This window comes from Martelella mangrovi (assembly GCF_040545495.1).
Taxonomy (GTDB): Bacteria; Pseudomonadota; Alphaproteobacteria; order Rhizobiales; family Rhizobiaceae; genus Martelella; species Martelella mangrovi.
In genome coordinates, this window is sequence record NZ_JBEPLY010000010.1 from 146,160 (window position 1) to 165,719 (window position 19,560).

General features: G+C 61.0%; 18 protein-coding genes. 14 read left to right on the forward strand and 4 right to left on the reverse strand.

Annotated elements, in window-relative coordinates; translation table 11 throughout:
- The first annotated feature begins 11 nt into the window (after nucleotides 1-11).
- A complete protein-coding gene (locus tag ABID12_RS14520; protein WP_319520575.1) occupies nucleotides 12-746 on the forward strand; it encodes a FadR/GntR family transcriptional regulator in 735 nt (244 codons plus the stop codon).
- A gap of 14 nt (nucleotides 747-760) precedes the next feature.
- On the opposite strand, the gene ABID12_RS14525 is transcribed toward ABID12_RS14520, so the two are convergent.
- Both ABID12_RS14525 and ABID12_RS14530 read right to left on the reverse strand, forming a co-directional pair.
- Entirely contained in the window at nucleotides 761-1,885 is a 1,125-nt protein-coding gene (locus tag ABID12_RS14525; RefSeq protein WP_354434833.1) for an iron-containing alcohol dehydrogenase, read from the reverse strand.
- 12 nt (nucleotides 1,886-1,897) lie between these two features.
- A complete protein-coding gene (locus ABID12_RS14530) occupies nucleotides 1,898-3,076 on the reverse strand; it encodes a sialidase family protein (RefSeq protein WP_354434834.1) in 1,179 nt (392 codons plus the stop codon).
- 327 nt (nucleotides 3,077-3,403) lie between these two features.
- Here ABID12_RS14530 and ABID12_RS14535 point away from each other — a divergent pair, with 327 nt between their 5' ends.
- The 6 genes from ABID12_RS14535 to ABID12_RS14560 all read left to right on the forward strand — a co-directional run bounded on the left by ABID12_RS14535 (nucleotide 3,404) and on the right by ABID12_RS14560 (nucleotide 10,572).
- Complete coding sequence (locus ABID12_RS14535; RefSeq protein WP_319520577.1) at nucleotides 3,404-4,903, forward strand: ABC transporter substrate-binding protein; 1,500 nt, start codon at nucleotides 3,404-3,406, stop codon at nucleotides 4,901-4,903.
- Between the two features lie 70 nt (nucleotides 4,904-4,973).
- Complete coding sequence (locus tag ABID12_RS14540) at nucleotides 4,974-5,888, forward strand: ABC transporter permease (RefSeq protein ID WP_319520578.1); 915 nt, start codon at nucleotides 4,974-4,976, stop codon at nucleotides 5,886-5,888.
- Nucleotides 5,889-5,909: 21 nt separating this feature from the next.
- Complete coding sequence (locus ABID12_RS14545; protein WP_354434862.1) at nucleotides 5,910-6,836, forward strand: ABC transporter permease; 927 nt, start codon at nucleotides 5,910-5,912, stop codon at nucleotides 6,834-6,836.
- The gene (locus ABID12_RS14550; protein ID WP_354434835.1) at nucleotides 6,829-8,451 is read left to right on the forward strand and encodes a dipeptide ABC transporter ATP-binding protein; all 1,623 of its coding nucleotides are present in this window, start codon (nucleotides 6,829-6,831) and stop codon (nucleotides 8,449-8,451) included. Before ABID12_RS14545 ends, ABID12_RS14550 begins: the two co-directional genes overlap by 8 nt.
- Before the next feature lie 72 nt (nucleotides 8,452-8,523).
- A complete protein-coding gene (locus ABID12_RS14555) occupies nucleotides 8,524-9,474 on the forward strand; it encodes an alpha/beta fold hydrolase (RefSeq protein WP_354434836.1) in 951 nt (316 codons plus the stop codon).
- A 57-nt stretch (nucleotides 9,475-9,531) separates the two neighbouring features.
- Nucleotides 9,532-10,572, forward strand: coding sequence for a DUF475 domain-containing protein (locus ABID12_RS14560; protein ID WP_354434837.1), 1,041 nt, complete (start codon nucleotides 9,532-9,534; stop codon nucleotides 10,570-10,572).
- 44 nt (nucleotides 10,573-10,616) lie between these two features.
- Here ABID12_RS14560 and ABID12_RS14565 read toward each other — a convergent pair whose 3' ends face one another.
- A complete protein-coding gene (locus ABID12_RS14565; RefSeq protein WP_354434838.1) occupies nucleotides 10,617-11,282 on the reverse strand; it encodes a cupin domain-containing protein in 666 nt (221 codons plus the stop codon).
- 214 nt (nucleotides 11,283-11,496) lie between these two features.
- Between ABID12_RS14565 and ABID12_RS14570 the strand changes: the two genes are divergently transcribed.
- From ABID12_RS14570 to ABID12_RS14600, 7 genes are all read left to right on the forward strand, one after another.
- Nucleotides 11,497-12,678: a branched-chain amino acid ABC transporter substrate-binding protein gene (locus ABID12_RS14570; protein ID WP_354434839.1), complete on the forward strand. Its 1,182-nt coding sequence runs from the start codon at nucleotides 11,497-11,499 to the stop codon at nucleotides 12,676-12,678.
- Nucleotides 12,679-12,764: 86 nt separating this feature from the next.
- On the forward strand, nucleotides 12,765-13,685 hold the full coding sequence (locus ABID12_RS14575) for a branched-chain amino acid ABC transporter permease (protein ID WP_354434840.1): 921 nt from the start codon (nucleotides 12,765-12,767) through the stop codon (nucleotides 13,683-13,685).
- A gap of 3 nt (nucleotides 13,686-13,688) precedes the next feature.
- Complete coding sequence (locus tag ABID12_RS14580; protein ID WP_354434841.1) at nucleotides 13,689-14,867, forward strand: branched-chain amino acid ABC transporter permease; 1,179 nt, start codon at nucleotides 13,689-13,691, stop codon at nucleotides 14,865-14,867.
- Nucleotides 14,864-15,640 carry an ABC transporter ATP-binding protein gene (locus ABID12_RS14585; RefSeq protein WP_354434842.1) on the forward strand — a complete coding sequence of 259 codons (777 nt, stop codon included), beginning with the start codon at nucleotides 14,864-14,866 and terminating at the stop codon, nucleotides 15,638-15,640. Before ABID12_RS14580 ends, ABID12_RS14585 begins: the two co-directional genes overlap by 4 nt.
- Nucleotides 15,640-16,347: an ABC transporter ATP-binding protein gene (locus tag ABID12_RS14590; RefSeq protein WP_354434843.1), complete on the forward strand. Its 708-nt coding sequence runs from the start codon at nucleotides 15,640-15,642 to the stop codon at nucleotides 16,345-16,347. The genes ABID12_RS14585 and ABID12_RS14590 overlap by 1 nt, the downstream gene beginning before the upstream one ends.
- Nucleotides 16,348-16,351: 4 nt before the next feature.
- Nucleotides 16,352-17,449 carry a M20 family metallopeptidase gene (locus ABID12_RS14595; RefSeq protein ID WP_354434844.1) on the forward strand — a complete coding sequence of 366 codons (1,098 nt, stop codon included), beginning with the start codon at nucleotides 16,352-16,354 and terminating at the stop codon, nucleotides 17,447-17,449.
- Nucleotides 17,446-18,744: an amidase gene (locus ABID12_RS14600; RefSeq protein WP_354434845.1), complete on the forward strand. Its 1,299-nt coding sequence runs from the start codon at nucleotides 17,446-17,448 to the stop codon at nucleotides 18,742-18,744. The genes ABID12_RS14595 and ABID12_RS14600 overlap by 4 nt, the downstream gene beginning before the upstream one ends.
- A gap of 34 nt (nucleotides 18,745-18,778) precedes the next feature.
- Here the strand turns inward: ABID12_RS14600 and ABID12_RS14605 are convergent, their stop codons facing one another.
- Nucleotides 18,779-19,546 (reverse strand): GntR family transcriptional regulator, encoded by a 768-nt coding sequence (locus tag ABID12_RS14605; protein ID WP_354434846.1) that lies wholly within the window; start codon nucleotides 19,544-19,546, stop codon nucleotides 18,779-18,781.
- Between the last annotated feature and the right edge of the window lie 14 nt (nucleotides 19,547-19,560).

Sequence of the window (19,560 nt, forward strand, 5' to 3'; positions counted from 1 at the left end):
GGGCAGGCGAGATGGATCAGCACAAACAGGACAGTTCCACCGGTCGCAGCGGGCGTCCGCCCCTGTCCGAAAAGGTCTACACTACACTGAAAACCCGTATCAATCGCGGCGAATACGGCTCCAATGAAAAGCTGCCTGCAGAAAAGGACCTGTCCGTCCAGCTCGGGGTTTCGCGGCCGGTGCTGCGGCTGGCGCTGGAACATCTGCGCGATGAGGGGCTGATCGTTTCCCGGCAGGGTGCGGGAAATTTCGTGCGCGTGCGGCGGGAGCCGGCGCTCGGTTATACGCCGGTCGAAACCATTGCCGATATCCAGCGCTGTTACGAGTTCCGCCTGACGGTCGAGGTCGAGGCTGCCGGTCTTGCGGCGCTGCGCCGCAACGATGCGGTGCTGGCGGAAATGATGCAGGCGCTTGACCTGTTGTCCGACGCGACTGGCTCACGCCTGCATCGCGAAGATGCCGATTTTGCATTTCACTTGGCAATCGCGCGCGGCTCCAACAACCAGTATTACGCCGAGACGCTGAAAGCCCTGCGCGACCATATTTATGTCGGCATGAAGATGCACGGCGATGCGCTCATGTCCGATGGTGCGGCGGCGCTCGAACATGTGCTGGGCGAGCACCGCGGCATTTACGAGGCGATCGAGGCGCGTGATGCGGCCCGCGCCAGCGCGGTCATGCGTCAGCACATTACCAATTCACGTGAACGGCTTTTCGGCGGCGGCATGCTGGACTTGTCGATGTGACCGGCTGAGCCGCCTTAATAGGCTTCCTTGTAGATCGCGTGCACATCCGCAACGCTCATGTCGCGCGGATTGTTGTCCATCAGGCGGCGGATGGCGTGGGCTTCCTCCGCCCAGCAGCCAAGATCATCGGCATTCGCGCCATGTGCCTTCAACCGCATTTCGATGCCGAGATCGCGGCAGAAACCGAAGGCTGCGTCCTTCAGCGCGTCCTGACTGTCCGCATCGCGCAGTCCGAGGGCGGCAGCCACTTCGGCGGTCTTTAGTGCAGCGACGGGCTGGTTGAAGGCCAGAACGTGCGGAAAGATGATGGCGTTGGCGAGACCGTGCGGCAGGGAAAGCCGGGTTCCCAGCGGGTAGGCGAGCGCATGGCCCGCCGCCGTGTTGACCGGGCCGAGGCAGATGCCGCCGTAATAGGAAGCGAGCATCATGCCCGCGCGCGCCTCGACATCCGAACCATCCTCCACCGCGCGTTTCAGATATTTGCCGACAAGGGCAAAGCCCATGCGGGCGTAACCGTCGATCAGGTCATGCGCCCTGATATTGGTAAAGGCCTCGACGCAGTGCGCCATGGCATCGACGCCCGTCGCTGCCGTCACCGCAGGCGGGACGGAATAGGTCAGCTCCGGGTCGAGAATGGCGAGGTCGGCAATCAGGAACGGGCTTTCGACAGCCATTTTCGATTTTGTCTCCGGGTCCGTCACCAGCGCCCGAATGCCGGCCTCGGAGCCGGTTCCGGCGGTCGTTGCCACCTGGACAAGCGGCGTGGTGCGCCCGGCCACCCTGTTCGGGCCGACAACGTCAGGCAGGCTCTGCTTGCCGTTCCACAGGGCTGCGACAAGTTTGGCGATATCCAGCACCGAGCCGCCGCCAAGCCCGACGACGAGATCGGGCTGGAAACTGCGTGCGGTTTCAAGGACGCTTTCAAAGGCTGGCAGGTCGGGCTCCGCCGGCACGTCGTCGATGACCTTCACTGCGCCGGAAAGGCCCAACCTTTCGGCATAGGGGGCCGTGGCGGCGGTGGCGACAATCAGTGTCCGGGTGGAGAAATCCGCCCATTCGCCGACCTTTGCGGCGGCGCCGGCGCCGATTTCGAGGCGCCTGGGCTGATGGATGGTGATGAGGCGACCGAGTGTGGACATGGCGCGTTCCTTTCAGGCGGTTTGCGCGACGAGCGCATTGACGGTCTTGGCATCGAGCCGCACATGGCGAATGGCGCGGCGATGCAGCGTATAGGCGATGTCGAGCCCGCCATCGGCGCGCGGCAGCAGCACGGGGTAGGACAGCTCCTTGTTGTTTCCGTCGATGGAATTGTTGGAAAGGCAGGTGCCTGCGCTGTCTTCCACGGTGTAGCGGGTCGGGAAGGTCTTGCCGCCGTCACGGGAGAGGCAGAGGCTCAGCGGCGCGCGCTCGACACCCCAGATCGGCCGGCAGCCCTCCTGCGCCTCGGGCCGGTTGTCCTCTTCCTCCAGCTCGTCATAGAGTGAGGCGCGACGGGACTGCGATTGCGCCGCCGAGACGGGATTGCAGACCATTGCGACGATGCCGTCCTCGAGTGCTGCAACACCGATCGAGCTGTTGTTGTTGGGGACGTCTGTGGGTTCGGGCGACGTCCAGCTTCGCCCGCCATCGTGACTTTGCGAGCGGTGGACGAAATCGGACTGGCGGCGGCGGTAGAACGCACGCATTTCATCCTTGCCGAGCGAAACGGGCGTCATATGCACTGCGCCCGGGGAATCGGGGATATCGATGACGCGCCAGCTTTCGCCGTCATCCTGGCTGACGGCGATGGCGGCCGTGTCGAACGCGCCGGTCCAGCGAATGCCGTCACGCGGATTGCAGCGAAACAGCGGCAGAACCCACGCGCCATCGTCGCGAATGAAGGGACGGGCGCGGATGAACGTGCCGTTGGGCAGGCCGGTATCGCGCTTTTCGCCGGTGACGAGCCGATCGCCGTCACGGCTGACCGGGCGCATGAAAACGCGGGCCTCATCCTGGTTGCCTGCCGGCTGTGCGGTATTGAAAAGCCAGATCCTGCCGTCCGGCGCGGTAAACAGAACCGGATTCTGCTCGGATCGGTCGGGATCGTCGGTCAGGCGGCAGGCCGGCGACCATTGCGCGGCGCCTTCATCGAGAATGGATGCATGGATCGAAATATCGGATTTGCCTTCCAGCGTGCCGCCGAACCATGCGCAGGCGATAGCGCCATCGGGCAGCCGGGCAAGAAAGGCGGCGTGATTCTGGATTGTTTCGGCCGGCAATATGGCCCATGCCCCGTCCGGGCGCGTTTCGAGCCTTCCGTTCATTCCGGCTGCGATTTCCTCTGGCGTCATGCGTGCATTCTCCTCCTGCAGAGATGACAAATGAGCAGGCAACTTAACAAGATGTCAAGTGGTAAGCTCTATTGTGCGCTTTGCAATTCCGGAAAGAGTGCTCTCTTTGTCGAAATTATGATAAATAAATCAATTATTTATGTTCGTATTCATGAATTTTTAAAATTGACGTTTGACATTTATTTTCAACTTTACCAATATGAATTTACGGCGCGGCCACAGGAGGCGGTCGTGTCATTTGGTCGTTGCACGATGCGTCGGCACAAGGCTGACATGGTCGGTGACGTCAGGATTTTGAGGAAAGCAATCGGCTTTCAGGGAGGGAATATGAAATATTCTGCATTTTTGGCAGGCGTGCTTCTGTCCGCTTCGGCGCTAAGCCCTGCATTTGCACAGGAAAAAGACGTCACGATCGTTCTGGGCGAGGAGCCGGACCTGATGGAGCCGTGCATGGCCACGCGTTCCAATATCGGCCGCATTCTTCTCGGCAATATCAGTGAAACGCTGACCGAACTCGACGTGCGTGGCGATGAAGGCGTCAAGCCGCGCCTGGCTGAAAGCTGGGAGATGACCGGCGACAATACCTGGCGTTTCCATCTGCGCGAGGGCGTGACGTTTTCCGACGGCACGGCTTTTGATGCCGAAGACGTGAAGCACTCCTTCGAGCGCGCAGAGAGCGACCAGATCACCTGTGAAGTGTCGCGCTATTACGAAGGTATCGACATCACGCCGACCGTCGTGGACGAGCATACGATCGATTTCACCACCGATCCGGCCCAGCCGATCCTGCCGCTGCTGCTGTCGCTGCTGACCATCGTGCCGTCCGAGACGCCGATGGAATTCACCCGCGAGCCGGTCGGAACGGGCCCCTATGCGCTTGCCGACTGGAAGCCGGGCCAGAGCATTACGCTCAACCGCCGTGACGGCTACTGGGGCGACGAGCCGGAGGTTACATCCGCGACCTATCTGTTCCGCGCCGATCCGTCTGTGCGTGCGGCAATGGTGCAGACCGGTGAGGCCGACATCGCGCCGTCGATTTCCGCCATCGATGCCACGACCGATATGGATCATGCGTATCCGAATTCCGAAACCACCTATCTGCGCATCGATAATTCCGTAGCGCCGCTCAATGACAAGCGGGTCCGTGAAGCCCTCAATCTCGGTATCGATCGCGAGGCCTTCATCGGCACGATCCTGTCGGAGGGCACGCAGATCGCCACGGCTTTGAATGTACCGACGACGCTCGGCTGGAACCCGGACGTCGAAGCCTGGCCCTATGATCCCGAGCGTGCGGAGGAGCTTCTGGCCGAAGCGAAGGCCGACGGTGTTCCCGTGGACACGCCAATCGAACTGGTGGGCCGTATCGGCAACTTCCCCGGCGCGACCGAGACCTTTGAGGCGATCCAGTCGATGCTGTCGGAAGTCGGCTTCAACATCGACCTGAAAATGGTCGAGGTGGCCGAGCACGAACAGTATTACTCCAAGCCATATGTCGATGATCGCGGTCCGATCCTGGTCGGTGCGCAGCATGACAATTCGCGCGGCGATCCGGTGTTCACCATGTACTTCAAATACGACTCGGAAGGCCGCCAGTCCGGCATTTCCGATGCCAAGGCGGACGATCTGATCGCGCGTGCCACGGCGGCAACGGGTGAAGAACGTGAAGCCCTGTGGTCCGAGCTGTTTGCCTACCTGCATGATGATGTGGTTGCCGATGTGCTGCTGTTCCACATGGTCGGTCACGCCCGGATCGGCAATGACGTGGCGTTCACGCCGACGATTGCCACCAACAGCCAGCTGCAGCTTGCAGAGGTTGGCGTGAAGTAAGCACCTGAAAACCGAATGCCACGCGCGGACAACCGGTTCGCGCGTGTTTTCCTTCCGATTGGAGAGCCCCATGTTTGCGAAGTTGGGAAAACGGTCCCTGTCGAGTTTCGTCTCGCTGCTGGTTCTTGTTGTTCTTGTGTTCTTCCTTTCAAGGCTGACAGGGGATCCGGCATCACTGTATCTGCCGGTTGATGCATCCGATGCAATGCGCGAGAATTTCCGTGAAATTCACGGGTTGAACGACCCCGTTCTGGTTCAGTTCGGCCATTATATTTCCGATCTCGTCCATCTGGATTTCGGCGAGAGCCTGCGCAAGGCGCGGCCCGCCATCGATGTGGTGCTGGAAGCCTTCGTCTGGACATTCTGGCTGGCGCTGATCACGATGTCGCTGGTGACGGTCTGCGCAATCGTTGTGGGCTCCGTGGCTGCATTTCATGTGGGCAGCCCGTTTGACCGCTTTGCCTCGCTGATGTCGCTCATCGGCGCCTCGGCTCCCGATTTCTGGGTCGCGATCGTCGGTATCGTGCTGGTTTCGGTCAAGCTGCAATGGCTGCCGACCTCGGGCACCGGCTCGATCTGGCACTGGATCCTGCCGGTTTCGGTTCTCTTCATCCGTCCGTTCGGTCTCATTCTGCAGGTCGTGCGCGGGTCCATGATCAATGCGCTTGGTTCCGCTTATGTGAAAACGGCGCGGGCCAAGGGTGTGAAGAACCGCAAGATCATCTTCGTTCATACGCTGCGAAACGCGATGTTGCCGGTGGTGACCGTGATCGGAGACCAGGGGGCGGCACTCCTCAATGGCGCGGTGGTGGTGGAAACGATTTTCGGGTTTCCGGGCATCGGCAAACTGATGATCGATTCCATTCTGCAACGCGACTTCAATGTGATCATGGCCGCCATCATGGTCACGGCCGTGGCCATCTTCGTAATGAACATTCTGATCGATATCGCCTACGCGCTCCTCGATCCGCGTATCCGTACCTAAGGGGCGAGCATGAGTAGTGAAATGGTGAACCCGACTTTTGAGAGCGAACAGAAAGCCAATGCAGTCTCCGCGCCGATGCGGGTTCTGCGGTTGCTGTGGGCCGACAAGTTTGCCTTTGTGGCAGTTTTGTTCCTGATCGTGATTTTCGCCTTTGCGATTTTCGGTCCCGCCCTGCTTGGCGACGTTGCCGCAAAAACCAACCTGCGGGCGCGCAATGCCGCTCCGTTCGTGCTCGACCGCGGCTTTCTCTATATTCTCGGCGGCGATGCGCTGGGCCGTCCGCTGCTGGCGCGCATTATCGTGGCGGCGCAAAACACGATGGTGATTGCCGCCGGCGCGGTGTCCGCCTCGCTGGTCATCGGCACCATGCTCGGCCTGGTCGCAGGGTATGCGGGGCGCTGGACGGGCGAAATCGTCATGCGCCTGGCCGACGTGATCATGTCGTTTCCCTCGCTGCTGCTGGCCGTTATCGTGCTCTACATGCTCGAGCCGTCGATCGCCAATCTGGTGCTGGTTCTGGCGATCACCCGCATCCCGATCTATCTGCGCACGACCCGGGCCGAAATGCTTGAGGTGCGCGAACGCATGTTTGTGCAGGCTGCAAGGGTGATGGGGGCTTCCAATATCCGCATCGTGTTCAGGCATATACTGCCGGTGATCCTGCCGACATTGCTGACGATTGGCACGCTGGATTTCGCCTTCGTGATGCTTGCCGAATCCGCGCTTTCCTTCCTCGGTATCGGCATCCAGCCGCCGGAAATCACCTGGGGGCTGATGGTCAGCCAGGGGCGGCAATATCTCACCAGCGCCTGGTGGCTGGCCTTCTGGCCCGGTCTGGCGATCATCCTCACCACCATGTCGCTGAACCTGCTTTCGAGCTGGATGCGCATCGCGCTCAATCCGACCCAGCGCTGGCGCCTTGAAACCGGAGGCAAAAAGAATGACTGAGCATCTTCTCGAAGTGCGCGATCTGTCGGTTCGCTTCCACACGGCAACCGGCACGGTCAATGCGGTCAACGGTATTTCCTGGCATCTCGACCGTGGCGAAACCCTTGCCATTCTCGGGGAAAGCGGCTCGGGCAAGTCGGTGTCCGCCTCCGCCATCATGAACCTGATCGACATGCCGCCGGGCGAGATCGTCAGCGGGGAAATCCTGTTTGACGGCGTGGATCTCCTGAAAGCGACGGATGAAGACAGGCGGAGCCTGAACGGCAAGCGGATTTCGATGATCTTTCAGGATCCGCTCAGCCATCTCAACCCGGTTTATCCCGTCGGCTGGCAGATTGCCGAAACGGCGATGGCGCACGGTCAGGGCAGGGCGGAAGCCTATGCGCGCACCCTTCAGTTGATGGAACGCGTCGGCATTCCCAATGCAAAAGCCGCCATGAAAAAATACCCGCATGAATTTTCCGGCGGCCAGCGTCAGCGTCTGATGATTGCCATGGCGCTTGTCCTGAAGCCCGACATCCTGATTGCCGACGAGCCGACCACCGCGCTGGACGTGACGGTTCAGGCCGAAGTGCTTTCGCTGCTGGAAGAATTGCAGGAAGAGACAGGCATGGGGCTGTTGCTGATTACCCATGATCTGGGCGTTGTCGCGGAAGCGGCCGGGCGCGCCGTGGTGATGGAAGGCGGGCGGATTGTGGAGCGCGGCACGCCGCGCGATCTCTATCACAATGCCCAGCACCCCTATACGCGCAAGCTTCTGGCGGCAGCCCCCGGCCGGGGCGAAATGCGCAAGGCCGGCGAGGCGCGACGGCCGATCCTGGAAGTGCGCGACCTGAAGAAGAACTACGGTGCCTTTGTCGCGCTGAAGGGCGTCGGTTTTGACCTGCATGCGGGCGAAACGCTGGCTGTTGTCGGCGAATCCGGCTCGGGCAAGTCCACGGTTGCGCGGCTGATGCTGCGCCTTGAAGAGGCCAGCGGCGGCGCGGTGCGCTGGAGGGGCGAAGACCTTCTGACCAAATCGCCGCGTCAGATGGGGGAATTGCGCCGCCACCTGCAGATGGTGTTTCAGGACCCGACCCAGTCGCTCAATCCGCATATGTCCGTTTTCGAGATTATTTCGGAGGCCTGGGTCATCCATCCGGGTATCGTGCCGAAATCCCAGTGGCGCAGCCGCGTGAACCAGCTTCTGGATCAGGTCGGCCTCAAGGCAGAGCATGCGGAACGTCATCCCCACCAGTTTTCCGGCGGGCAGCGTCAGCGCATTGCCATCGCGCGCGCGCTGGCGCTGGAACCGGATCTGATCATCTGCGACGAGGCGGTTTCGGCGCTGGATGTTTCCATTCAGGCGCAGGTGATCGCGCTTCTCGGCAAGCTGCGCGATGAACTCGGCATTGCCTTCATCTTCATTGCCCATGACCTGCCGGTGGTGCGCGATTTTGCCGACCGGGTTCTGGTCATGCAGCAGGGCGAAATCGTGGAGCAGGGAAGCGTGGAGCAGATTTTCGAAGCACCGCGCGAAACCTATACCCAGAAATTGCTGGCCGCAGGGCTCGATGCCGATCCGGATGTTCAGGCTGAACGCCGCCGGATCCGCATGGCACTGGCCGACGGCTGAGGGCTGCTTTTGGCGCGGGCGGGCACAGAGCTTGCCGCAGGCCGATGGGATTTTCCAGGAGGAGGAATTTCGATGGCACGACAGACAGTCAGCCAAGGGCTGACATGGAAAACACTGTCCAACTGTGGACGCCTGGCGCTGATTGCGGCCCTGTTCGGGCTCGGCAGTCTCAAGGCTGAGGCCGACATCATCGACATCACCCCCGAACATGCTGCGCGTCTGCCGGTCGATTTCCTGCCTCAAATCCAGTTCGCGCAAAACGATCACGGCTTCAAGCGCGACGCACTCTATTTCCATTTGCTGCGCCCGGTGACAGATGCGCCCACTCCGGTGATTGTCTTCGTGTTGGGCAGCGGCTGGCAACCGGTCGAGGTCACCCGTGTGCTGCCGCAACTCGTGCCGCTCGCCGAGGCCGGTTTTGCCGTGGCGGCGGTCGATTATCGCGGCATTGGCGAGGTCACGTTTCCCACGCCACAGGAGGACGTGAAACGCGCGATCCGTTATATCCGCGCCCATGCTGAAACCTGGAACATCGATCCCGAGGCCATCGGGATCATGGGCAATTCCGCAGGCGGGCATATCTCTCTTCTGGCAGGGCTGAGCGACGAGACGGCTTTTGGCGCCGGGACCGAGGGGGAGAGTGCCGCCGTGCAGGCCATCGCTGCGATCTATCCGGCGATCTATCCCGACGAAATGGCTGGCGACGGCCTGAGCCTCATCAATCAGCATTTCGGTCTGATGGCGGGCGACCCGGCCAATGCCGAAGCGGTGGCGCCCGGTTTACCCGCGACCCATGTCGATGCAGGCGACCCGCCGGTGCTGCTGATCCATGGGACGACCGACGCCATCGTTCCGGTCACGCAAAGCGAACGTTTCTACGACACGCTGACCGACGCGGGCGTCGACGCCACCTTTCTGCGGGTCGCAGGGCTGGGTCACTCGATTGAGGACACGATGACCACGCTACAGATCGAACAGGGGCTGATTGATTTTTTCACCCGCACCCTGCGCAACACTGACTGACATTTTACCTTTGCTGCGACGGATGTGCTGTCGCAGCTCCTGCCGAGGGAGCCCTTCATGGCAAGCGCTTTACAATACTTCAAATGGGCGTTCCTTGTCACCCTTATCGGTCTGGTCGGCAGCTTCTGGCTTGGCTACCGGACCGACGGCACGGTGAGCGCGGGGCTTTCCTTTCTGCTCATCGGCATGGTTCTGGCTGTGCTGGAAATCTCGCTCTCCTTCGACAACGCCATCGTCAATGCCAACAAGCTGAAGACCATGACGCCGCTATGGCGTCAGCGGTTTCTGACCTGGGGTATCCTGATAGCTGTCTTCGGCATGCGCATCGTCTTCCCGCTTGCCATCGTGGCGGTTGCCGCGCATGTCGGGCCGGTCGAGGCGCTGGTTCTTTCCATGAGGGAGCCGCAGGAATATGCGCGTATCATGGACGAAAGCCACCTTTCCATCGCCGCCTTCGGGGGCGCATTTCTGGCCATGGTCGCGCTTTCCTTTTTCGTGGATGAGGCCAAGGACGTCGACTGGATCCACCGTATCGAAAAGCGGTTGCGGCGAATGGGCACGATCAAGGGCGTGACCTATGGTCTCGTTCTGCTTCTGGTTCTCGGATTCGGCTTCCTTCTCGATACCAATGATCAGGCGACCTTTTTCAGGGCGGCCATTCTGGGCCTTGTGGTGTTCATGTGCGTGGAAACGCTGGGCCACGTTCTGGATGCGCAGGCGGAAGTGCAGAATGCCGCGCGCGCCGGCGGGCTGGGGGCCTTTCTCTATCTGGAAGTGCTGGATGCGTCTTTCAGTTTCGACGGCGTGGTCGGCGCGTTCGCGCTGACCAACAATCTCATCCTCATTGCCATCGGTCTTGGCATCGGCGCGATGTATGTGCGGTCCATGACGATCATGCTGGTGGAAAAGGAAACGCTGAACCAGTTCCGTTTTCTCGAACACGGAGCGTTCTATTCGATCTTCGCGCTCGCCGTGATCATGTTCGCGCAGAGCTTCGTCCATATTTCGGAGGTGATTACCGGTCTGCTGGGCGCCTCGATCATCGCGCTGTCGCTGATTTCCTCGTTGCGCTTTAACCGGCAGGCGCGGGAGTATTAGGGCACTTCGGAAAAGGTGGGCAAAACGCCATTCTTCGGACCGGTTCAAAACGTCGGCGGCGTCGCCACCCATAAAATCCGGGTCGTGCCCGCGTCCAGATTCCGGTATCGGTGCGGCAGGTTCGATGCGAAGTAAAAACTGTCGCCGGCCTGAAGCCGGTAACTTTTCTCCGAGACGATCAGTTCCACTGCGCCCTGCAGGACATAGCCGACCTCCTGGCCGGCGTGCTGAATATTGCCGCCGCTTTCCGCGCCTTCTTCAAGGGTGTGGATATTGGCGTCGAGCATCAGATCGGGGAATGTGGGCGACAGGCGCTCCAGCGTGATCGACGCCCCGCCGCCATCGCGGCGAACCCGGACGGCGGGTCGTTCAGCCGACCGGATGACGCTGATGTCTTCGGCGGGCGTGTCGTCGGAACCGAACAGACCGACAATCGACGTGTCGAGGGCCGCGGTGATGCGGTGAAGCGTGCGCAGCGACGGGGTGGCCTGCTCCGTCTCGATCTTCGAAAGCATGGATGGCGAGCACCCGACCTTGGCGGAAATCTCGCGCAGGGTCAGTTTTCTGGATTTGCGCAGCCGCCGGATTCGCGCGCCCAGATCCGACATCGCCGTTTCTGTCCGGTTGTCGTCGCCGGTCGCGTTTTTCTGTGCCGTGTCGCCTTGAGAATCTGACTGCGTCACTGTGGTGGAACCGGAAGCGTATGCCATCTGCCTATCTTTTGCGCTCAAGGCGCACCAAACTGCTCAATAAAATAACAAAACTTGAATTCTATTCAAATTATTGGCGAAACTACCGAAAAAAAGTTGAATAGAATTCAAATTCCTGCAAGCCTTTACATAAGGCAATTGTATCGACCTATCGCGGTCTCATGCGCCGATCCTAAGCTGCAATATTTATAAATCATAGTAGAGGGACAGCGAAATGCATTCAAATATCCTGCGCCTGGCGCAGACATTGTCATTCACGGCCGCAACAGCGGCACTCTTGACCCTGAGCGCGCCGGCCATGGCCAAGGACACGGTGGAACTCGGTTTCGTCGGGCCGCTGACCGGCGGCGTTTCCTCGGTTGGCGTTGGCGGCCGCAACTCCGCCGATCTGGCGATCGCGCTTCGCAATGCCGATCCGGATGCCAAATACACCTACGAACTTGAAGCGCTGGACGATGAGTGCAAGCCCAATGTCGGCGTTCAGGTCGCGACCAAACTGGCGGCCAATCGCAAGGTCATCGGCACGATCGCCCATTATTGCTCGGCCGTTGCCATGGGAACGGTCGATATCTACCACAAGTTCGGCCTGCCGGCGATTGTCTGGGGCGCGGTCCTGCCCGATATCACCTATGGCAATGATTATCCCGAGATCTCGCGCGTCAACGGCACGATGATCAACCAGAACGAGACGGCCGCGAAATTCATGGTCGATCACGGCTACAAGACCTTTGCGATCATTCACGACACCACCGACTACGGTAAGGGGCATAACGAGTATTTCTCGAAGTTTCTGCAGGAAGACGGCGGCGAAATCGTCGGCACATTCGGCGTCACCTCCGACCAGCAGGATTTCACGGCGGAACTTACCCAGATCAAGCAGCTTAACCCGGATGTCGTCTACTTCGCCGGCCTCACGCCGCTCGGCGTGCGCGTGCGCCAGCAGATGGACAAGCTCGGTATCGATGCCGCTTTCGAAGGCGTTTCGGGCATCAAGTCGGATGCCTATTTCGACGGGCTCGGTCCGGAACTTGCCGAAGGCACGTTCACCTTCCTCGAGGGGGCACCGGCGGAAAAACTGCCCGGCGGCGCCTATTTCCTGAGCGAATATGAAAAGGCCGGATATGACAGCGCGCCGGAAGCCTATGGCCCGTTCGCGTTTGCCGCCATGGACCTTCTTATCGATGCAGTCGAAGCCGTCGGCCCCGACCGCAAGAAGGTCACGGAATACCTGACCAAGGTGTCCGACCACGATTCGATTACCGGTCCGATCACATTTGACGACCACGGACAGAATACCGTTGCCCTGATCACCGCCTATGTGGCCCAGGATGGCAAGTGGGTTCTCTGGGACGACAGCGAATATGCCATGGGCGCCCGGACGCTTCCCGGCCAATAAGACCGCTCTCGCAAAATATTCCCCGGGCCGGTTTTCCGGCCCGGACGGAAATCAAGGCGTCACCTTTCTTCAGATAAGGCTCGAACATGGATTTCGGACTGATCGCACAGTATGTGGCCAACGGGGTCATGCTGGGTACAATGTATGCTCTTGTCGCTGTCGGCTTCACCCTCTTCTTCGGTGTTCTGGACGTGGTCAAGTTCAGCCACGGCGATGTGCTGATGCTCGGCACCTTTGCCGGTTTCACCGTCTGGCTCGGGCTTGAAGCGGTCGGAATTGTCAATCCGTGGCTGCAGCTGATCGTGATCCTGATCGCCAGCATGGCCTTCACCGCCGCCGCAGGCGCGGTCATCGCCAAATGGCTGGTGCTGCCGCTGAAAAAGGCGCCGCCGCTCAACATTCTGCTGGTGACCCTGATGCTGGGGACCGCGATCCGTGAATGCGTGCGGCTTTTCTACCCCAATGGCTCCAACCCGAAAGCCTTTCCGGCGCTTTTGCCCGATATGTCCGTTGATCTCGGCGGTTTCCTGCTGCGCGCCGACAGCGTCATCCTGGTGATTGCCGGCCTGTCGCTGATCATCGGGCTGAGCCTTGTCCTCAACCATACGCGGCTCGGTCTGGCGATCAGGGCCGTGGCGCAGGACGAGGAAACGGCAAGGATCATGGGCATCAACTATATGCTGATCGTTCTTGCGACCTTCGCCATCGGTTCGGGCGTTGCCGCCTTCGCCGGCGTCATGAACGGTCTCTATTACAATGAAATCAACTTCAACATGGGCGTTCTGCTCGGCCTGATCGGCTTTTCCGCCGCAATCGTCGGTGGGCTGGGCAATCTTTATGGCGCAATTCTCGGCGGCTTTATGTTCGCCGCGCTGCAGACGATCGGCGCTGCCGTTCTGCCCTTCGCCTCCGCCTACAAGGATGTGTTCGCCTTTGCCGTGGTCATCGCGATCATGGCGTGGAAGCCGACCGGCCTTATTCCTGAACGTACCAGCGACCGGGTCTGACTGATGAGTGATATTGCCATTGAAACGCCGTCGCAGCCGAAGGGCTGGCTGATCGGCGCTGCCGCCATCATTGCCGCTGCCGTCTATGGCTGGGCCTTTCTGCGTGCCGAGGAAAACTGGGAGGTCATCGGCCTGCTGGTGCTGGCCGCAGCCGCCTTTGTTGCCGGATGGGCAACGGGTTTTGGCCCGCGCCTCAAGGCGTCCTGGGCTGACAACGAAAAAATGCTGAACGGCGGCGCCGTTCTGGGGCTTCTTGCCGTCATTTTCGCGCTGTCTGACCAGCACTTCCCGCTGCTGATGCTGACCACGATGCTGATCTATTTCATCGTGTCGCTCGGGCTGAATATCCAGTTCGGTTACGCCGGCATGGTCAATTTCGCCGGGGCGGCGTTTTTCGGCGCCGGGGCCTATACCGCTGCGGTGCTCGGCACACAGGCCTGGTTTCCGCCCTTGCTGACGCTTCTTGCGGGCGGCATTGTGGCCATGGCCCTCAGCCTGCTTCTGGTTTTCCCGATCATTCGCACAACCGGTCATTACTCGGCCATCGTGACCATTGCCTTCGTGGTCCTGTTCAAGACCTTTCTGGAGGTCAACGAAGTGCTGGGCGGGCCGCAGGGGCTGATGGTCAACGCCATGCGGCTGCCGGGCTGGAGTTTTGACAACAGCCCTGTGATCTTCGGCGTGGAAATGTCTTTTTATGCCAATTACGCCATTCTGGCGACGGTGCTTGCCGCGCTGATCTTCATTCTGATCCGGCGGCTTGAGCGCAGCTGGCTGGGCATGCATATGGATGCCGTACGCCTTGACGAGACGGCGGCTGCCTGTTTCGGCATTTCGGTTCATCGCACCAAGATCATCGCCTTTCTTTCCGGCAATCTGATCCTCGGCATTGCCGGTGCGCTTTACGGCATGATGATCAGCTTCATCGCGCCGACATCCTTCACCTTTGCCGACAGTCTTCTGATGGTGTCCATCGTGCTTCTCGGCGGCATGGGCAGCCCATGGGGCGGCGCGATTGCGGCCGCCATCGTCGTGCTGTTGCCGGAAAAGCTGCAGATCCTGCAGGAATATCGCTTCCTTCTGTTTTCGGTTCTGGTGATCCTGATGCTGCTGTTCCGCCCGGACGGTCTTCTGCCCCGCCAGGTTCGTCAGTATTTTCCGGGCATGAGGAGTGGCCGATGAGTTCTTCGCTTCTTGAATTCCGCAATCTGACCAAGCGTTTCGGCGGCGTTACCGCGCTTGACGGATTTTCGATGCAGCTGAACCGTGGCGAAATCCTGGGGCTGATCGGCCCCAACGGTTCCGGCAAGACGACCAGCTTCAATCTGCTGACGGGGATTTACCCGACATCGGACGGCAGCATCCATTTTGACGGCCGCGATGTCACCAATCTGAGCGCCCGCAAGGTCTATGAAGCGGGCATCGTGCGCACGTTCCAGCGCTCCCGCCTGTGCCTGCCGCTGTCGATCTACGACAACATCATGATCGGCGACACCGCGCGTCTGAATGGCGGGCTGTGGTCGAACCTCGTTCGCCGCCGGCAGTTTCGCACCCAGTTCGATGAAACCTTCGAGAAGGCGCGTTCGCTCGTCGCGACTTTTTCCGGCGATCTTGCGGACCGGATGTTCGAGCCCGTCGGCAGCCTGCCGATGATCGAACGCCGCCGGATCGAAATCTGCCGGGCGCTGATTTCCGATCCGAGACTGCTTCTGCTCGATGAACCGTCCGCCGGCATGACCCATGACGAGACGGATCAGCTGATGAGCGATATTCTCGACGTTCGCGCCCGTGGCGACGGCCTTTCGATCATCATCGTCGAGCATGAGATGGGTGTTATCGAACGGATTACCGACCGCTGCGTCGTTCTCAGCTACGGGCGCAAGATCGCCGAGGGAACCTATGCCGAAGTCGCCTCGGATGCAGAGGTGCAGAATGCCTATCTGGGGGTGGACTGATGGCCGGAATTGAAATTCAGGGACTTTATGCAGCCTATGACAAGGCCGATGTCCTTCATGATATCAAGCTTGAGATCAAACCCGGTTCGATTACCTGCCTGCTGGGATCCAACGGTGCGGGAAAATCGACGCTGATCCGGGCAATCCTCGGCCTGACGCAGCCCCATACCGGAAAAATTCTCCTCGACGGCGAGGACATCACCAGATTGCCGACCCACAGGATCATTTCCCGTGGCCTTGCCGCCATTCCCGAAGGGCGCAAGATGTTTCCCAAGCTGACCGTGACGGAAAATCTGCGTCTCGGCGCGTTTCAGGTGCGTGAGGAAAAGGTGATCCGCGAGCGGATGGAAACCGTGTTTTCGGCGTTTCCGCGGCTGGCCGAACGCCGCGACCAGCTGGCCGGGACCATGTCCGGCGGCGAACAGGCCATGGTTTCCATTGGCCGGGGGCTGATGGGCGCGCCGAAAATCCTGCTCATCGATGAACCTTCGCTGGGCCTCTCGCCGCTCTATGTGAAGGAGAATTTCCGCATCATCAAGGATATCCGCGATCAGGGGATCACGGTGTTTCTGGTCGAACAGAACGTGCGCCAGACACTGGCCATCGCCGATTACGGCTATGTTCTTTCGGGCGGAAAACTGGTGGGCGAAGGCACGGCCGACGCGCTGCAAAACGACAGCGCCGTCCACGCGGCATATTTTGGATAAGGCAATGAATGTAACAGAACTGACCCGCCGTCTCGTCGCCATCGATACGGTGAACCCGCCCGGCAACGAGAAAGAGGCGATGGCGCTTTGTGCCGGTCTTCTTTCCGAGGCGGGGTTTGACTGCCGGGAAGCCGGAAAGGGCAACCTGCTGGCCACGCGCGGGATCACCGACGGCGCTGCGGCACTGGCCTTCACCGGCCATCTGGATACCGTGCCCCTTGGCGATGCGCCATGGCGCTATCCCGCCCATGACGCAGCCATCGCCGATGGCCGGATCTTCGGGCGCGGCACAACGGATATGAAGGGTGGCGTCGCCGCTTTCGTGTGTGCGGCAATCACTAGGCCGCCACCGCCGGGCGGCATTGCGCTGATGCTGACCGTCCGCGAGGAAACCGGCAGCGAAGGCGCGCGCCTGATGGCTGAAGCCGGCGGACTTCCCGAAATCGGCGGCCTGATCGTTGCCGAACCGACATCCAACCGTCCCGTTTACGGGCACAAGGGTGCCTTCTGGCTGCGGCTGCGCGCGCGCGGCATTACGGCCCATGGCTCGATGCCCGAAAAGGGCGACAATGCCATCAGCCGGATGGTGCGGGCTCTGGTCGCGCTGGAGGGCTATGTTCCCGGTTCCGCCCATGCGGTCATGGGCAAGCCGACGCTCAATGTGGGTACGATTCGTGGCGGTCTGAACACAAACTCGGTGCCTGATCTCTGCGAAGTCACGGTGGATATGCGCTCCGTGCCGGGTGTCGACCATGCCGGCATCTATGCCGATCTTGCCGAACGCTGCGGACCCGACATCGAAATCGACAGGCTGATCGACCTTCCATCGGTGTGGACAGATCCGCAAAACCCATGGATCACCGAAATGGCCGGACATGCCGCGCGTCTCGCAGGTGCTGATGTTTCGGTATCGGCGGCGTCCTACTTTACCGATGCCTCGATCCTGACCCCGGCCCTCGGCAATGTGCCGACCATTATTCTCGGCCCCGGCGATCCCGAACTGGCCCACCAGACCGATGAAAGCGTTTCGATCGAAAGGCTCAATGAGGCCTGTGCGATCTATGGCGCCGCGATTGAAGGCTGGGACGGACACAAGCGATGACGACAAAAACGGATGCGCCGCTTTCGGCGCTTGAAACCCGCAAGGCGATTGCGTCCGGGCGGCTGACGGCTGTGGCGGCGGTTGAAGACCTGCTCGCGCGCATCGCCGCGCTGGAGCCCGCAATCGGCGCATGGGTGGCTGTCGATGCCGAAGGCGCGCGCGAAACCGCACGGCTTCTGGATCAGGGGCCGGAGCGCGGGCCGCTGCACGGAACCGGCATCGGCGTGAAGGACATCTTTGCGGTAAAAGGACTGCCGTGGCGGTGCGGATCGCCGATCTGGGCCGCCCGTGACGCGGCGTTCGATGCGTCGTCGGTGGCCATCGCACGCCGTGCAGGCGGCGTTATCCTCGGCAAGACGGTCACCACCGAGTTTGCCGGCTACAAGCCGAGCGCGACCCTCAATCCGGCCGCACCCGGCCGTACGCCGGGCGGATCGTCGTCGGGTTCGGCCGCAGCCGTTGCCTCCGGCATGGTGCCGCTGGCCTTTGGCTCCCAGACGTCCGGGTCGATCATCCGGCCGGCCTCCTATTGCGGCGTGGTCGGGTTCAAACCCGGTTTCGACACGATAGACACCTATGGAATGGCGGCATTTGCCCGCAGCTTTGATACCGTCGGCGTGTTCGCGCGCAGTGTCGGCGATGTCGCCTTCGCCATCGAAGCGCTCAGCGGGCTGCCGATGACGGCTCCCGACATCGGGGCCCAGCCAGCCCCGCTCGGCCTGTTCCGGTCGGCGGCGTGGGCGCATGCCGAACCCGCCATGATTGCCGCATGGGAGGCATTCGAACGCGACCTGCAGGCGGCAGGCGTGGCGCTGTGCGACGCTGCGCCATCCGCTTTCGCGCCCGAACTTGAGGATGCGCTGTCGCTTCATGCGCGGATCATGGCCGCGGAAGCCGCCGATGCTCTGGCGTATGAAACAACCGCAGCGCCCGAACTCTTGTCCGAAGGGCTCGCGCGCCAGCTTGCGGGCGGACGTTCAACGCCTGCCGAAAAACGGGCTGACGACTATCGCCGCCTGCGTCATCTGCGCGCCGGTTTCATCGAACGCCTGCCGGCTGATGCCGTCTGGCTCAGCCCGTCCTCCACCGGCCCCGCGCCGCGTCTGGAGGAAAACACCACCGGCAATCCGGCCTTCAACCAGACCTGGTCCCTGCTGGGACTGCCGAGCTGCAGCATACCCTTGCTTTCGGATGCGGAAGGCCGCCCGATGGGCGTGCAGGTCACCGGGACCATGGGCAATGACCGTGGCGTTCTCGCCGTGGCCGACTGGCTTATGAGACTGTTCGCCCGGTGAACCGGCGCAATGTGGTGTCTAGAATATCTGGTGTCTAGAAAATCTCGTTGATATAGAGCTGCCCTTCGGTCGTGGCCCAATGGGTGGCGATCAGGACCGGGTGGGAGCTCTGGTCGTAGTTGACGGAAACGATCCGGAGAATGGCGGCAGGGCGTTCAAGTTTCAGCAGGCGGGCATCTTCTTCCGTGGCAAGTTCGGCGGTCACCGCCTCGCGGATCGCGGTGATCCGCTGATGATAGTCTTCCGCCAGCGCGCGGCTCAGGAATTCCGGGACGTCTTCGGCCTGTTCGGGAAAGCCTGGCACAAGGGCCGAGGGGATCAGGTAAATTTCGTGCATGATCGGGCGGTCCGCAACGCTGCGCAGACGGTGGTATGCGATAACCTCGCTGCCCTTGGGGATTTCCAGCTTTTCCGCTTCTTCGGCCGATGCCGCGCGGCGCTCCAGCGAAAGTGATGTCGGTTGCGAGCGTTGCAGCTTGCCTTCTTGGTCGTGCAGGCGGAAATAGTCGTAGAAAAACCGCATGGAATGTTTCGGCATGCGTCCGGTAACCACCGTTCCGGTGCGCCGCCGCCGGCTCAACAGACCTTCCTGAACCAGATCGGCGAGCGCGCGCCGCACCGTGCCGACGGCAACGCCGAACTGCTGCGCCATGGCCGTTTCTCCGGGCAGAACGGTGCCCGCCGCCCATGTCCCGTCGAGGATTTCCCGGGTGATCTGCTGTTTGACCACCTCAAAGCGCGGCATGGCGGTTTTATCAACCGAGGCGAAGTCGATGGGCGTTGTCTGGGATGATTTTGTCATTGGGAAATCGGAGT

Excerpts from the sequence above, each read along its gene's own strand:
- ABID12_RS14585 (WP_354434842.1), top strand. The coding sequence starts at position 14,864 with ATGAGTTCTTCGCTTCTTGAATTCCGCAATCTGACCAAGCGTTTCGGC.
- ABID12_RS14545 (WP_354434862.1), top strand. The coding sequence starts at position 5,910 with ATGGTGAACCCGACTTTTGAGAGCGAACAGAAAGCCAATGCAGTCTCC.
- ABID12_RS14560 (WP_354434837.1), top strand. The coding sequence starts at position 9,532 with ATGGCAAGCGCTTTACAATACTTCAAATGGGCGTTCCTTGTCACCCTT.
- ABID12_RS14605 (WP_354434846.1), bottom strand. The coding sequence starts at position 19,546 with ATGACAAAATCATCCCAGACAACGCCCATCGACTTCGCCTCGGTTGAT.
- ABID12_RS14595 (WP_354434844.1), top strand. The coding sequence starts at position 16,352 with ATGAATGTAACAGAACTGACCCGCCGTCTCGTCGCCATCGATACGGTG.
- ABID12_RS14520 (WP_319520575.1), top strand. The coding sequence starts at position 12 with ATGGATCAGCACAAACAGGACAGTTCCACCGGTCGCAGCGGGCGTCCG.
- ABID12_RS14570 (WP_354434839.1), top strand. The coding sequence starts at position 11,497 with ATGCATTCAAATATCCTGCGCCTGGCGCAGACATTGTCATTCACGGCC.
- ABID12_RS14530 (WP_354434834.1), bottom strand. The coding sequence starts at position 3,076 with ATGACGCCAGAGGAAATCGCAGCCGGAATGAACGGAAGGCTCGAAACG.
- ABID12_RS14525 (WP_354434833.1), bottom strand. The coding sequence starts at position 1,885 with ATGTCCACACTCGGTCGCCTCATCACCATCCATCAGCCCAGGCGCCTC.
- ABID12_RS14540 (WP_319520578.1), top strand. The coding sequence starts at position 4,974 with ATGTTTGCGAAGTTGGGAAAACGGTCCCTGTCGAGTTTCGTCTCGCTG.
- ABID12_RS14600 (WP_354434845.1), top strand. The coding sequence starts at position 17,446 with ATGACGACAAAAACGGATGCGCCGCTTTCGGCGCTTGAAACCCGCAAG.
- ABID12_RS14550 (WP_354434835.1), top strand. The coding sequence starts at position 6,829 with ATGACTGAGCATCTTCTCGAAGTGCGCGATCTGTCGGTTCGCTTCCAC.
- ABID12_RS14590 (WP_354434843.1), top strand. The coding sequence starts at position 15,640 with ATGGCCGGAATTGAAATTCAGGGACTTTATGCAGCCTATGACAAGGCC.
- ABID12_RS14535 (WP_319520577.1), top strand. The coding sequence starts at position 3,404 with ATGAAATATTCTGCATTTTTGGCAGGCGTGCTTCTGTCCGCTTCGGCG.
- ABID12_RS14555 (WP_354434836.1), top strand. The coding sequence starts at position 8,524 with ATGGCACGACAGACAGTCAGCCAAGGGCTGACATGGAAAACACTGTCC.
- ABID12_RS14580 (WP_354434841.1), top strand. The coding sequence starts at position 13,689 with ATGAGTGATATTGCCATTGAAACGCCGTCGCAGCCGAAGGGCTGGCTG.
- ABID12_RS14565 (WP_354434838.1), bottom strand. The coding sequence starts at position 11,282 with ATGGCATACGCTTCCGGTTCCACCACAGTGACGCAGTCAGATTCTCAA.
- ABID12_RS14575 (WP_354434840.1), top strand. The coding sequence starts at position 12,765 with ATGGATTTCGGACTGATCGCACAGTATGTGGCCAACGGGGTCATGCTG.